At 72.0% G+C, this 13,623-nt stretch carries 13 protein-coding genes; all 13 read right to left on the bottom strand.

Annotated features, from left to right (window positions below; genetic code table 11):
• Positions 1 to 67: 67 nt before the first annotated feature.
• The 13 genes from xerD to QM582_RS11330 all read right to left on the bottom strand — a co-directional run bounded on the left by xerD (position 68) and on the right by QM582_RS11330 (position 12,152).
• Positions 68 to 1,009, bottom strand: coding sequence for a site-specific tyrosine recombinase XerD (xerD, locus tag QM582_RS11390; RefSeq protein ID WP_415084482.1), 942 nt, complete (start codon positions 1,007 to 1,009; stop codon positions 68 to 70).
• A gap of 9 nt (positions 1,010 to 1,018) precedes the next feature.
• Positions 1,019 to 1,708: an NUDIX domain-containing protein gene (locus QM582_RS11385; RefSeq protein WP_415084480.1), complete on the bottom strand. Its 690-nt coding sequence runs from the start codon at positions 1,706 to 1,708 to the stop codon at positions 1,019 to 1,021.
• Positions 1,708 to 3,369, bottom strand: coding sequence for a CTP synthase (locus tag QM582_RS11380; protein WP_415084478.1), 1,662 nt, complete (start codon positions 3,367 to 3,369; stop codon positions 1,708 to 1,710). The genes QM582_RS11385 and QM582_RS11380 overlap by 1 nt, the downstream gene beginning before the upstream one ends.
• A gap of 167 nt (positions 3,370 to 3,536) precedes the next feature.
• The gene (locus QM582_RS11375; RefSeq protein WP_415084476.1) at positions 3,537 to 4,517 is read right to left on the bottom strand and encodes a DUF1152 domain-containing protein; all 981 of its coding nucleotides are present in this window, start codon (positions 4,515 to 4,517) and stop codon (positions 3,537 to 3,539) included.
• A 112-nt stretch (positions 4,518 to 4,629) separates the two neighbouring features.
• Positions 4,630 to 6,309, bottom strand: a complete 1,680-nt coding sequence (gene recN, locus QM582_RS11370; RefSeq protein WP_415084475.1) for a DNA repair protein RecN — start codon at positions 6,307 to 6,309, stop codon at positions 4,630 to 4,632.
• Positions 6,299 to 7,222, bottom strand: a complete 924-nt coding sequence (locus QM582_RS11365; protein ID WP_415084473.1) for an NAD kinase — start codon at positions 7,220 to 7,222, stop codon at positions 6,299 to 6,301. Before QM582_RS11365 ends, recN begins: the two co-directional genes overlap by 11 nt.
• Before the next feature lies 1 nt (position 7,223).
• Complete coding sequence (locus tag QM582_RS11360) at positions 7,224 to 7,976, bottom strand: TlyA family RNA methyltransferase (protein ID WP_415084472.1); 753 nt, start codon at positions 7,974 to 7,976, stop codon at positions 7,224 to 7,226.
• Entirely contained in the window at positions 7,973 to 8,143 is a 171-nt protein-coding gene (locus tag QM582_RS11355; RefSeq protein ID WP_415084470.1) for a hypothetical protein, read from the bottom strand. The genes QM582_RS11360 and QM582_RS11355 overlap by 4 nt, the downstream gene beginning before the upstream one ends.
• Before the next feature lie 10 nt (positions 8,144 to 8,153).
• Entirely contained in the window at positions 8,154 to 8,822 is a 669-nt protein-coding gene (locus QM582_RS11350; RefSeq protein ID WP_415084468.1) for an energy-coupling factor transporter transmembrane component T family protein, read from the bottom strand.
• Positions 8,819 to 9,508: an energy-coupling factor ABC transporter ATP-binding protein gene (locus tag QM582_RS11345; protein WP_415084466.1), complete on the bottom strand. Its 690-nt coding sequence runs from the start codon at positions 9,506 to 9,508 to the stop codon at positions 8,819 to 8,821. The genes QM582_RS11350 and QM582_RS11345 overlap by 4 nt, the downstream gene beginning before the upstream one ends.
• 1 nt (position 9,509) lies before the next feature.
• Positions 9,510 to 10,091 carry a biotin transporter BioY gene (locus QM582_RS11340; RefSeq protein ID WP_415084465.1) on the bottom strand — a complete coding sequence of 194 codons (582 nt, stop codon included), beginning with the start codon at positions 10,089 to 10,091 and terminating at the stop codon, positions 9,510 to 9,512.
• 163 nt (positions 10,092 to 10,254) lie between these two features.
• Positions 10,255 to 11,250 carry an HAD-IIA family hydrolase gene (locus tag QM582_RS11335; RefSeq protein ID WP_415084464.1) on the bottom strand — a complete coding sequence of 332 codons (996 nt, stop codon included), beginning with the start codon at positions 11,248 to 11,250 and terminating at the stop codon, positions 10,255 to 10,257.
• A complete protein-coding gene (locus tag QM582_RS11330; RefSeq protein ID WP_415084462.1) occupies positions 11,247 to 12,152 on the bottom strand; it encodes a hypothetical protein in 906 nt (301 codons plus the stop codon). The genes QM582_RS11335 and QM582_RS11330 overlap by 4 nt, the downstream gene beginning before the upstream one ends.
• Positions 12,153 to 13,623: the final 1,471 nt, after the last annotated feature.

Raw genomic sequence — 13,623 nt, 5'->3', positions numbered from 1 at the left:
CTATTTGGCGCTCGCTGAACTCAGCGAGCGCCAAATAGTTAGGCGAGCGCCAGGTGGGGGGCACAGGTCAGCGGGCGCGGGGGTGGGCGGTCAGGAACACCTCACGGAGGTGCTCGACGGTGACCAGGGTGTAGATCTGCGTGGTGGCCACGGACGCGTGCCCGAGCAGTTCCTGGACCACCCGGACGTCGGCGCCGCCGTCCAGCAGGTGGGTGGCGAAGGAGTGCCGCAGGGTGTGCGGCCCGATCTCGGCGGTGATGCCCGCCCGCTCGGCGTGCTCCCGCAGCACCGCCCAGGCCGACTGCCGGCTGAGCCGCGCGCCACGAGTGTTCACGAACAGCGCCGCGGTACTCCCCCGCGCTCGCTCCAGCATGGCCGGACGCCCCCGCACCAGCCAGCCGTCCAGGGCCGTTCGGGCGTACGAGCCGACCGGCACGATCCGTTCCTTGCGGCCCTTGCCGAACAGCCGCAGCCCGGCGTCCGGATCGGTCCGCAACTGAGCGACGTCGTCCACGTCGAGGGAGACCAGTTCGGTGATCCGCGCGCCGGTGCCGTACAGCAGCTCCAGCAAGGCGGCGTCCCGCAGCCCGACCGGCGTGCTCTGATCGGGAGCGGCCAGCAGCGCCTGCACCTGATCGAGGGCGAGCGCCTTCGGCAGCCGGCGTCCGGATTGCGGCGGCGACACCCCGGCGGCCGGATTGTCGGCGGCGACACCATCCTCGACGGCGAACCGGTGCAGCGACTTCACCGCGCTCAACGCCCGGGCGACGCTGCTCGGCGCCAGCCCCGGATGCTCGTCGTCGCCGGTGTGCAGGGCCGCGGAGAACGCCGCCACGTCGGCCTCGGTCACCGCGGGCAGCCCGCTCACCCCGCGTCCGGCCAGGAACGCTGCGTAGCGGGCCAGGTCACGACGGTAGCCGGCGACGGTGTGCGCGGAGGCGCCGCGCTCCACGGTGAGGTGGTCGAGAAACGATCCGACCACCCGCTGCACGGCCCTGTCGGCGGACATCGGGGACGTTCAGGCCAGTTCGGCGATCGCTTCGAGCTGGCGCTGCCGCACCTCGCGGGCCGGCCACGGGCTGTCCGCCGGACGCAGCGCGTCGAGCCGTCCGCCGCGGCGGGCCGCCTCCAACGCCAACACCCCGGCGACCAGGGTGGGGCTCTGCACCTGCCCGGCGTAGATGCCGTCGACCAGGTCGGCCAGCGCCACCAGGCAGATCTCCATGTCGAGTTCCTCGTGCTCCACCACGAAGCCGTCCGGACGCGGCACCGGACGCAGCCCGCGGGCCAGGAAGAACCGGATCGACTCCGAATTGCAGCCGGGTGAGGTGAACATGTCGATCAGCAGCCGCCAGTCGTCGGCGGCCAGCATCGCCTCCTCGGCCAGTTCCCGCTGCGCCGCACCCAGCCAGGATTCGCCGTCGGCGTCCAGCAGGCCGGCGGGCGGCTCGATCAGCTGGAAGCCGACCGGATGCCGGTATTGCCGCACCACGACCACCCGGTCGTCCTCGTCGAGCGCGATCACCGCCACCGCCCCGGGGTGCAGCAGGTACTGCCGGTGCATCTCCTCGCCGTCCGGGGTTGCGACCACGTCGTCGACGTAGTCGGAGACCGCTCCCGGGCCGATCACCCGGTGACTCCGCACCGCCCAACGCGCCGGGACGTCGATCGCCTCGCCCGGGCCGAGCAGCCGGGGAGCCGGCGCCATCAGGCGTCCTCGACCGGGAGCCGGGTGTCCAGCTTGCGGCGCAGCGCCGCGGCGACCAGGCCGGCGAACAGCGGGTGCGGCTTGGTGGGCCGTGATTTGAGCTCGGGATGCGCCTGCGTGGCGACGAAGAACGGGTGCCGTTCGGGGTCGAATTCGATGAACTCGACCAGCGTCGAATCCGGCGAGGTGCCGACCACCCGGAGCCCGGCGGCCTCCAGCTGCTCGCGGTAGGCGTTGTTGACTTCGTAGCGATGCCGGTGCCGCTCGGCCACCCGGGTGCTGCCGTACAGCCGAGCCACCAGCGAGCCCTTGACCAGTTCGGCCGGGTACGAGCCGAGCCGCATGGTGGCGCCCAGCTGCCCCTCGCCGGAGACGTTCGCCACCTGTTCGGCCATGGTGGCCACCACCGGGGCGTTGGTGTCCGGTTCGAACTCGGTGGACGCCGCGTCCTCCAGCCCGCACAGGTCGCGGGCCACCTCGATCACCATGCACTGCAGACCCAGGCACAGCCCCAGCGTCGGCAGCTGGTTCTCCCGGGCGTACTTCAGGGCGCCCAGCTTGCCCTCCACGCCGCGGATGCCGAACCCGCCCGGCACCACGATGCCGTCCAGCTCACCGAGCTGCTCGGCGGCGCCGGCCGGCGTCTCGCAGGAGTCGGACGCGATCCAGCGGATGTGCACCTTGGCGTGGTTGGCGAAGCCGCCGGCGCGCAGCGCCTCCGAGACGCTCAGGTAGGCGTCCGGCAGGTCGATGTACTTGCCGACCAGGCCGATGGTGACGTCCTCCTTGGGGTGGTGCACCCGGTCCAGCAGGTCGTTCCACTTGCGCCAGTTGACGTCGCGGAAGCTGACCCCGAGCCGGCGGACGACGTAGGCGTCCAGCCCCTCGTCGTGCAGCACCTTCGGGATGTCGTAGATGGACGGGGCGTCCGGGCAGGAGACCACCGCCTCCTCGTCCACGTCGCACATCAGCGAGATCTTGCGCTTCACGCCCTCGGGGATCTCGCGGTTGGAGCGGCAGACGATGGCGTCCGGCTGGATGCCGACCTGGCGCAGCGCGGCCACCGAATGCTGGGTCGGCTTGGTCTTCAGCTCCCCGGACGGGCCCAGGTACGGCACCAGCGAGACGTGCAGGAAGAAGACGTTCTCGCGTCCGACGTCGCGGCGCACCTGCCGGGCGGCCTCGAGGAACGGCAGCGACTCGATGTCGCCGACGGTGCCGCCGATCTCGTGGATGACGATGTCCACCTTGCGGGTGGCCATGGACAGCATCTCGTCCTTGATCTCGTTGGTGATGTGTGGGATCACCTGCACCGTGTCGCCGAGGAAGTCGCCGCGGCGCTCCTTCGCGATCACGTTGGAGTACACCTTGCCGGTGGTGACGTTGGCGTCGGCGTTCAGGTTGACGTCGAGGAAGCGCTCGTAGTGGCCGATGTCCAGGTCGGTCTCGGCGCCGTCCTCGGTGACGAACACCTCGCCGTGCTGGAACGGGTTCATGGTGCCCGGATCGACGTTCAGGTACGGGTCGAGCTTCTGCATCGTGACCCGTAGTCCGCGAGCCACCAGAAGGCTGCCCAAGCTGGAGGCGGTCAGGCCCTTGCCCAGCGAGGAGGCAACGCCTCCGGTGACGAAGATGTGCTTGGTCTTGCTGCCGTTCCCCACGGGATTCCACCATATAGGTGCCCGGCCTCCACCGACGAACCGGCGCGCTCGTTCCTGGACTCGTAATGTGGCGGCTCCCGCTGGGCAGGCCCGCCGTCGGGCGGACGCCGGGCGTCCGTCACCCGGCCCCGGCAGAACGCTGGACGCCGGGCGGCAAGCGAGGCTGGTCAGTGAGGGAAGCGCACGGGAGCGGGGATCGAAAGCCGCGCCCGGAGATTCTCGATCTGACGCGACACCTCACCGAGCGAGGTGCTCGACCTGATGGCATCGCCGTACAGCAGCTTCGCGGCCAGGGCGTCGAGCCGGACGGTGAAGTAGACCGCCATCAGCGGGTTCACGAACAGGTCGGTCACGGCAGGCGCACCCGGAAGGCTCGGCTGCCCGCTGAAGCCCTGGATGGCCGCGGAGATCTGGCCGTTGACGATGCTCGGTCGGGCCGAGTTGTGCAGAGCGGCATGGGCTACGGCATCGACGTAGGCCAGAGCTTCCGGCGCATCGGGCGGAATCGAGAGTGCTCCCAGGTAGGCACCGTCGCGGGCCAGGTCCGCCAATCGCGCGAGGACCTCGGCGCTGGTGACTCCATGGTGGGCGTCGACTCCGAACCCGAGGCTGACCACGAGCTTCGTCGGCACCGTCAGCTGGCTGGTGGCGACCAGGCTGACGGCGTCCTCCTCGGGTGTGCCGAGTCCGGACTCGTCCCCGCGCAGCAGGATGTCGGTGCCGCCGTCGACCAGGACCAGCGCGTCCGGGGCGAAGTCGTCGATGAGGCTGTCATAGGCCAGCTTGACGGGTCGCACCCCCGCACGTGCGATCGCATGCACCTCCCAGTCGTACCCTTCCGACCGCAACCAGCGGACCAGCGTGCGTTCCGGGAAGTAGTCGCGGCGCCCGGGCGCGTCCGGCTCGATCCGCGCGCACCCCTCGCTGAGCCAGGCGTCGGCGTCCAGCGAACCGAGGTCGCTGAAGGACAGGTTGGCCAGCCGGACTCGCTTGCCGAGCCAGGCCAGCCGCAGCGCGATCGGCAGCCCGGCATACACGTCGAAGCCGCCGCCGGCACCGGCGATCAGCACCCGGTCGCTCTGCGCCAACGCCGCCCACAGTGGCGGCACGTCGAGCGAACTCGTCCTCGGGACAGCTGAGTCGGCCACCGGGACAGTCTGCATCATCCACCCCCGGAAGCCGGTCCATCGAGCACCACCCATCACGTAGCTGGCCGCCGACGAAGATGGGACGGGTCTCGACAAGCTCGACCAGCGGGACTCAGTGCCCGGCGGCTTCCAATAGTTCGGCGGCGTGGGCGTGGGCGTTGGCGGAACCCTCCAGACCCGCCATCATCCGGGCCAGCTCGTCCAGCCGGGCAGCGCCGTCGACCCGGCTGATGCCGCTGGTGGTGACCTGACCGTCGCTGGCCTTGGCGACCACGAAGTGCGATTCGGCGAAGGCCGCCACCTGCGCCAGATGGGTGACCACGATCACCTGGGCGTGCTCGGCGAGCCGGGCCAGCCGGCGCCCGATCTCCAATGCGACGGCGCCGCCGACGCCGGCGTCCACCTCGTCGAAGACGAAGGTCTGCCCGGTCGCTCCCGCGGCCAACACCACCTCGAGCGCCAACCGCACCCGGGACAGCTCACCACCCGAGGCCGCCTTGGCCAGCGGCGCCGGGCTCGATCCGGGGTTGGCGGTGAACATCAGCGTCACCTGGTCGGCCCCGTACGGGCCGATGGCCGCCGGGGTGAGGTCGAACTCGATCCGGGCGTGCGGCATGGCCAGCGCCGCCAGTTCGGCGCGGACCCGCTTCGCCAGTTCGGCGCCGGCCCGCCTCCGGCCCTCGGTGATCGCGGCGGACGTCGCGTCGAGTTCGGCGTCCAGGACGGCGATGCGTTGCTCGAGTTCGGCGATCCGGTCGTCGCTGGCAGCCAGGCTGCCGACCCGCACGGCGGCGTCCGCGGCCCACTGCAGCACCTCGGCGACGGTCGCCCCGTACTTGCGGGTCAGCTGCTGCAGCGCGGCCCGGCGCTCGCCGATCCATTCCAGGCGGGCCGGATCGGCCTCCAACCGGTCGGCATAGGCGGCCAGCTCGGACGCCACATCGGCGGCGAGCGCGGACGCCTCGGCCAGCCGTCCGGCCAGCGGGGCCAACGCCGGGTCATCGCCGACCGCGGCATCGATGCTCTTCCGCGCCGCGGCCAGCAACCCGAGCACGGTGGGCGCGTCGTCCCAGGACTCCGGATCGCCGCTGAGCGCCACCCCGGCGGTGTGCGCGGCGAGCCTGAGCTCGTCGATGGCCTGCAGTCGTTGTGCCTCGGCGAGAAGTTCGACGTCCTCACCGGGCTGCGGATCGACCTGTTCGATCTCGTTCAGACCGAAGTTCAGCAGGTCGAGTTCGCGGGCACGCTCACGGGCGGCGCCGATCAGCTCGGCCAGTTCGGACGCCGTCCGCCGGCGTTCCGCGTAGGCCTCGGCATGCCGGGCCAGCAGTGCGGCGTGATCGGCACCGGCATACCGGTCCAGCACCTCGCGCTGACGGTCGGCGGAACCCAACCGGACCTGCTCGGACTGGCCGTGGATGGTCGCCCACCGGGTCACCACGTCCGCGGCCTTGCCGAGCGGCACCGCGGCGCCGCCGAGCAGCGCCCGGGACCGGGTCCGACCGATCTGCCGGGAGACCAGCAACTCGCCGTCGTCGGTCTCGGCACCCAGGTCGGCGAGTTCGGACGCCGTGGCCTCGTCCACCGTCCAGCAGCCCTCGACCACGCAGCGGGACGCCCCGTGCCGGACCAGGCCGCTGTCGGCGCGTCCGCCCAGCAGCAGCGACAGCCCGGTCACCACCATGGTCTTCCCGGCGCCGGTCTCGCCGGTCACCGCGGTGAATCCCGGCCCGGGTTCGAGCACGGCTTCGGCGATCACGCCGAGGTCGCTGATCCGCAGTTCAGTCAGCATGATGATTGCGTTCGGCGACCCCGCGCCAGCCGTCCACCGGCAACGCGAATTTGCGCACCAGCCGGTCGACGAACGGCCGTTCGGAGATCCGGGCCAACCGCAGCCGATGAGAGCCCATCCGGGCGGTGACCACCATGCCGGCGGTGATGTCGGTGCTGCGGCTGCCGTCGCACCAGACCACCGCCTGGGTCTCGTTGCCGGGCAGGATCTCCACCGAGACGGTCGAATGGGGACCGATCACCAGCGGACGGCTGAACAGGGCGTGCGCGGACAGCGGCACCACCAGCAGGGCGTCGATGTCGGGCCAGAGCACCGGCCCGTGCGCGGAGAAGGCGTAGGCGGTCGACCCGGTCGGGGTGGAGAGCAGCACCCCGTCGGTACCCCAGCGGGACAGCGCCCGCCCGTCGACCTGAACCAGCACCTCGATCATCCGTTCCCGGGCGAGCTTCTCGATCGACACCTCGTTGATCGCGAACGAACGCCACACCTCGATGCCGTCACGGTCGGCGACCACGGTCTCGATCGTCATCCGCTCTTCGACGGAATAGCTGCGGCCGACCACGTGATTGATCAGCGAGCCGGCCTCGTGCGATTCCAGTTCGGCCAGGAAGCCGACATGGCCCAGGTTCACCCCGAGCATCGGGATGTCCAGCGGCAGCGCCCACTCCGCGGCGCGCAGGATGCTGCCGTCGCCGCCGAAGACCACCACCAGTTCGCTGTGCCGCCCGGTCTCCGGGGTGAGTTCCAAAGTGTCGCCGGCGGTGTGCAGGGCCTGCAGATGTTCGTCGGCGAGCAGGCAGGTGATGCCGTGCTCGGTCATGCCCGCGATGAATCCGGACGCCGCGCTCAATGCTGCCGGCCGGCCGCCGTGCAGGGCCACGGTGACGAAGCGACTGGTACCCACGACGCTCACCCTATCGGGGGCCGCCGACAGGAACCGGGCGTCCACCCAGCAGCACGAACCACTCCACGTTCCCGGCGCTGCCCGGGGTGCGGCTCACCCCGCGCCAGGTCTCCGGCCGGCCCAGCCGGGCCGCCTCCGCGGCCACCTCGTCCACGCACTGCCGGCGCACCTTCTCGTCGCGGACCACGCCGCGGGCGTCCAGGCCGCCGCGTCCCACCTCGAACTGCGGCTTCACCAGCAACAGTGCGGCACCGTCCGGACGCAGCACCGCCAGCAGCGCGGGCAGCAGCAGCTTCAGCGAGATGAACGAGACGTCGCCGACGATCAGGTCGACCGGCTCCGCGTCGAGATCGTCGAGGCTCAGATCGCGCAGGTTGAGTCCCTCGCGAACCACCACCCGCGAGTCGTCGCGGACGGCGGCGGCCAGTTGGCCGTGGCCGACGTCGACCGCATAGACCGGGTCCGCACCTCGCTCGAGCACCACCTGGGTGAAGCCGCCGGTGGAGGCGCCGGCGTCCAGCACCCGTCCGGCAACCCGCAGACCACTGTCGTCGAGCGCGCCGAGCAGCTTGTGCGCCGCCCGGGACACGTAGTGGTCGGTGACGCTCACCTCGATCGAGTCGGACGGCGCCACCGGCGTCGCGGGCTTGCCGGCCGGGCGTCCGTTGACCTGGACGTGACCGCTGCGGACGGCGTCGGCCGCCTGGCCTCGGGAGCGGGCCAGGCCGCGCCGCACCAACTCCTGGTCGAGCCGGACGGTCACCGCTGGGTGGGCTGCGGGCTCGGGTTGAGCACCTCCTGCAGCACCTGGTGGGCCTGCTGGATCTCGGCCGCGTGCCCGGCCACCGGGCCGCTCAGGTCGAGCCGGGCCAGCGCCTCGTCGATCGCCGGGTGTCCGGTGACGGGCGGTTCGGGGGTGGGGCTGCTCACGGTGAGCATCCTAACCGCCGCCCGGTCGTTCGGGCCTGGGGATCTGGCCCCGGGGCGGGGACGCCGGACGCCCCTCGCCGAGGCCGCGCGCCGCCAGGGCCTGTCCGGTGGCCTGGGCGAAGCCGACGGCGCGCACCACCACCGGGGACAGCCGGGCGATCCAGTGCCGTTCCAGGCCGCGGGCCCGGGCGGCGTCCCGGACGTCGTAGAAGGCCCCGGTCAGGAACGGGATGCTGCGCAGCATGATGCCGACGGCCAGCCCGAAGCGTTCGCCGTCCAGGAACGGGACGCGGTCCGCGGCCCGCACCAGGGCGTCCACCAGCACCGATGCCGGCGTGGTGCAGAGGATCAGCCGCGCGGCGAGCACGGCCTGCAGCACGTTCCCGGGCACCACGAACGCGGACCCGGGCTGGCCGATCGCCAGCTGGAAGCCGGCGAGGACGACGAGCAGCACCAGCAGCGACCAGGGCAGGGCCAGGGTGAGCCGCACGGGCAACCCGGTGCCGGCCAGGCAGGCCACGGTGAGCAGCAGCACACCGGCCGTAACCCAGGGCTGCTGCAGCACCAGGGGTGTCACGATCAGCACCAGCACCAGCAGGTACTTCCACCCCACGCCGAGCCGGTGCCACCCGGAGTCGGCCGGGCGATAGCCGCCGATGATCGCGGTCGCCGGCCTCATGCCATCAGTTCCCGGTAGCGGCCGATCACCGCGGCCGGCGCGCCGTCCGCGACCAGGCGTCCGCCATCGACCAGCAGCACCCGCTCGGCCCGCGCCGCCAGTTCCAGATCGTGGGTGGCGACGATCACCTGGTGCGGCAGCCCGGCCAGCACTCCGGACACCAGGTTCCGGTTGCGCAGGTCGAGCAGGGTGGTGGGCTCGTCGCAGACCAGCACCGCAGGCTCGACGGCGAGCACGCTGACCAGCGCCGCCAGTTGCCGCTCGCCCCCGGACAGGTCGTAGATGCTGTGCTCGGCGACGGCGGCCAGCCCGTAGCGGTCCAGCCAGTCCAGGGCCGCCGCCCGTCGCGCGGACCGGCTCCGCACCCGCGCCCGCAGGCTCAGCTCGACGTCGTCCAACGGGGTGGGCAGCACCAGCTGACTGAGCGGATCGGTGAAGGTGAAGCCGACCAGTCGGCGCACTGTGGACGCGTCCGTGCGGGTGTCGTGGCCGTCCACCGTGACCGTCCCCACGCTGGGCAGGATCAGCCCGTTGAGCAGCCGCAGCAGGGTGGACTTGCCCGAGCCGTTGGCGCCGATCAGGGCGATCCGGCGCTCACCCAATTCGAGATCGACGCCGTCGAGCAGCAGTTTGCTGCCGCCGGTGGCGGTGGGGACGCGGACGGCGACCCCGGACAGCACGATCACGTCAGGCGACGGCCGGGATCCGCCGGGCCAGCAGCGCCGGGAACGCCGTGTGCACGGCTGCGGCGATGCCGGCAGCGACCAGGTTCTTCGCCACGTCGCCCGGCCAGAACACCAGGTCGGTGGCGATCGCCTTCGCCAGGTCGAGGTGGGCGACCAACATCAGGCCGGCGATGCCGGCAGGATGGACGATCAGCACCGACGCCCCCAGCCCGGACAGGAACAGCCACAGCGTCCGCAGCCGGGACGCCCGACCGGCTAGCCGGCGCGCCAGGGCACCGGCCACCAGGGCAGCGATCGGGAAGCTCAGCAGGTAGCCGATGCTGGGTTTGCCCAGCACCCCGAAGCCGCCGGTGCCGCCGGCGAAGACCGGGAGGCCGGCGAAGCCGACAACCAGGTAGAGCATGGTTGCAGCGAAGCCTCGCCAGGGGCCCAGGACGAGCCCGGTCAGCGCCACGGCGAGGGTCTGCAGGGTGATCGGCACCGGACCGATCGGCACCCCCGGCACCACCGAGAAGGCGGCGATCAGGGCGGCGAACACGGCGATGAGCGCGAGATCGGTGGTGGGCTGCTTACCGGCTGGCACGGTGGCTCCTGGTCGTCGGGAACCCGCGGTGGTGTCGCGGTCCCTGGCAGGATAGCGCCGGCGCACGCCTCGGGCGGGCGCTCCGGTGGCATCGGACGGCCCGCGGACGACGCCGTCCGAACGTCGAGATCGGTGCGTGGACGCGAGCTCCCGGATTCACGCGCTAATGCAACTGGTCGAGCAACGCCAGCGCGTCGGCCGGATCGGCGTCGTTGGCCCAGGCCAGGTTGGCCAGTGCCCACAGCGCGTCCAGTTGGCCGTTCATCGTGGCCAGGTCGCCCTCCAGCTGAATCTGCCCGTCGTGCAGCCGGGCCCGTGCCGCCCCGCAGGTCCAGGCGTGTCCCTCGTGGGTGGCGGTCCGGGCCGGTTCCAGCAGAGCCCGCAGATCGGCACCGATGTAGTGCGGACGGTCGCCCGGTCCCGCGGCCAGCAGGTCGCGCTTGCCGTGGGCACCGGTGAAGACCAGCAGCGACTTCATCCCGGCGCGATTGGCACCCATGATGTCGGTGTCGATCCGGTCCCCGACGAAGATCGGTCGCTCGGCGCCGGTGTGCGCCACCGCGAAGTCCAGCATCGGGGCGTGCGGCTTGCCGAAGACGATGGGCTTGCGCGGCCGCACCGTCATGCCGACCACCGCGAGCTGAGCTCCCAGGCCGGCCACCAGGCCGCGGTCGGTGGGCCGGGTGGCGTCGTCGTTGGTGGCGTACCAGGTGGCTCCCCGCTGCACGGCGATGCCGGCCTCATCCAACAGGCCCCACGGAATGTCGGGATGGTAGCCCTGGACCACGGCGTCCGGCGCGTCGTCGGCGCTGGTGGTGATCCGGAATCCCGCCTCGATCAGCAGGTCCACCAGATTCTGGGTGCCGGCCACCAGCAGCAGGCTGGACGGCGTCAGCGTCTCGGCCAGCACCCCGGCAGCGACCTGGGCGCTGGTGATCAAGTCGTCGGGACCGGCCACGAAACCGAGGCTGGCCAGGTGCTCGGCGACGGTCTGTGCGCTGCGTGCCGCGTTGTTGGTGACGAACATCACCCGAGCGCCGGCCGCGGTGACGTCGCGGATGCCCTGCACCGCTCCGGGGACCGCGACCGGCCCCAGGTAGATGACGCCGTCCAGATCGAAGAAGGCGACGTCGTGGGCGTCGATGATCCGATCGGTCACTGGGACTCCTCGGCGTCGGTCGGCCCTGTGGACGGCTGCTCAGTCCCGGTCGGCCCTGTGGACGAAGTGTCGGTCTCGGTCGGTTCGCCCTCGTCAGGTTCGGACGCCACCTCCGGCGCTGCGTCCGCCGTGTCGTCGGCCTCGCTGGCGGTCGCGGCGTCGTCCGCCTCATCGGTGTCGTCGAACTCGATGGTGACGCCCTGCAGCGCGGCCAGTGCGTCGGCCGCACCGGTCTCGTCGTCGGGGTCGAGCCGGACGGCTGCCGCGAGCCACTGCTCCGCACCCGTCTCGTCACCGGCCGCCGCGAGCAGCTCGGCGAAGTAGTAGCGGAGCCGGGCCCGGGCGACCTTGGGGCCACGGGCGCCGATCAGCTCGATCTCCTGCCGCAGCACCCGGACCGCCTCGTCGCGCTGCCCCAGGGCATCGCGGGAGCCGGCCTCGACCAGCTTGAGCTCCACGCGGGTGGCGATCGACACCGAGCCGGCCAGACCCTCTTTCACCAGCCGCAGCGCGGCCTGGGGACGTCCCAGCCCGCGTTCGCAATCGGCCATCACAGCCAGGAATTCGTCCGAACCGGTCATCCGACGCAGCGCGCGGAACTCGTTGAGCGCCGCCGCGTACTCGCCCGCGGCGTAGGCGGTGGTGGCCGCGGCTTCACGCACCACCGGCAACCGCGCCGCCCGGCGGCGGGCCGCCTCGGCATGGGCGTAGGCCAGGGCCGGGTCGACGTCGATCAACTCAGCGGCCGCCGCGAGATGGGCCCCCACCTGTTCGGCGCGCTCCGCGCTCAAACCCCGCAGTTCGGCCTTCACGCCACGGGACAGCAGGTCCAGGTTCGCATCGGTCGGCGTCGCGGGCTCATCCGGCCGCGGTTCCAGCCCGGGTGGCAGCGGCTCCGCCACCCGCTCGTCGCGCCGGCCACGGTCAGTCTCGCTTCGACGGTCGTAGGACTGCGCCGGACCCCTATGCGTGCCCCGCTGGCCTGGACGATCGCCCGCCGGACGCCGTCCCGGCGCGCGCTCCCCCGCCGCGCGGGAACCCGAATAACGATCGGTCCTGCGCTCGTCCCCACCACGAGGACTTGTCCGGTCGTCGCCGCGGTACGGTCTGCGGTCGGTGTCCGGACGTCCCGAATATCGGTCGTCCCCACCACGAGGACTTGTCCGGTCGTCGCCGCGGCGCGGTCTGCGGTCGGTGTCCGGAGGTCCCGAGTATCGGTCGTCCCCACCACGAGGACTTGTCCGGTCGTCGCCGCGGTATGGTCTGCGGTCGGTGTCCGGACGTCCCGAATATCGGTCGTCCCCACCACGAGAGCTTGTCCGTTCGCCATCGCGACGCGGTCTGCGGTCGGTGTCTGAACGTCCCGAGTATCGGTCCGGCCTCTGCCCGCCCTCGCTGCGGGGGCTCCACCGTTCGCCGTCGCGACGCGGCCCGCGGTCAGTGTTCGGTCGGCCCGAGTACCGCTCCGTCCTACGGTCGTCCCCACCACGCGACGTCCCGCGCTCGTCACCGCGGCGCGGCCTGCCACCGGTATCCGGACGTCCCGAGGTCGAGCGTCGATCGTCGTCGCCCCGACCGTAGCCGCCGCCCCGACTCGCCCCTCCCGCTGCGGACGCACGCCGATCGCCCGACGACCACGAATCGCGCCCGGCTGAGCCGCCCACACGATAGGGACGGCTGGCCTCGTTCTGCCCGCGCCGGCCACCGTCGTCGCGACCCCGGCTCCCGGTGTCCGACCGTTCCCCGTTTCGCCGCCATTCCGCACCCGGCCGGCGTTCCGCTCCGTCGTCGACCCGGGGCCGCTTTCCGGTGGCCGGGCCACGCCCGCGGGAGTAACCTCCAGCCGCGCTGCGCAGGTCACCGCTCCGTCCGCCGTCCTGGCGTCCGTCACGATCGCCGGACGGTCGCCGACGATCACCCTGCTGCGCGGCCGGGCCGCGGCGCCCGAAGCCTGAACCGGCACCTTGGCCACGCCCGCTACCTTCTGATCGGCCTCCGCCTTGCGGTGTTCCCCGGAACCCACCGGTTCTGGAACCACCCACCCGGCCTCGCCCGTCCGACTGCCGCTCGCCCTGTCCAGCTCGCTCGGAATAGCCCCGCCGGCCACCGTCGCCACGGAAGCCCCCGGTCTCGCCCGATCGTCGGCCGCCGCTGTTACCCGCACCGCTGCGGCCCTCGCGCTGGCCGCGACCCGATCGCTCCCCGCGCCCGCCAGCAGAACCCTGTTGCTTGCTCACCACCCAAGTCTGCCGGTGTTGGGTGGGAGTATGCAAAACACCCCCGCAGTGATCAAAACTGACCACCACGAGGGTGTTTAAAATGTCCGGCGACGTCCTACTCTCCCACAGAGTCCCCCCTGCAGTACCATCGGCG

Origin of the sequence: Micropruina sp., assembly GCF_047607385.1 — a bacterium.
Classification (GTDB): domain Bacteria; phylum Actinomycetota; class Actinomycetes; order Propionibacteriales; family Propionibacteriaceae; genus Micropruina.
The sequence above is the reverse complement of the archived record's forward strand: the minus strand, read 5'-3'. Positions and strand labels throughout refer to the sequence as shown.

Excerpts from the sequence above, each read along its gene's own strand:
- xerD (WP_415084482.1), bottom strand. The coding sequence starts at position 1,009 with ATGTCCGCCGACAGGGCCGTGCAGCGGGTGGTCGGATCGTTTCTCGAC.
- QM582_RS11385 (WP_415084480.1), bottom strand. The coding sequence starts at position 1,708 with ATGGCGCCGGCTCCCCGGCTGCTCGGCCCGGGCGAGGCGATCGACGTC.
- recN (WP_415084475.1), bottom strand. The coding sequence starts at position 6,309 with ATGCTGACTGAACTGCGGATCAGCGACCTCGGCGTGATCGCCGAAGCC.
- QM582_RS11350 (WP_415084468.1), bottom strand. The coding sequence starts at position 8,822 with ATGAGGCCGGCGACCGCGATCATCGGCGGCTATCGCCCGGCCGACTCC.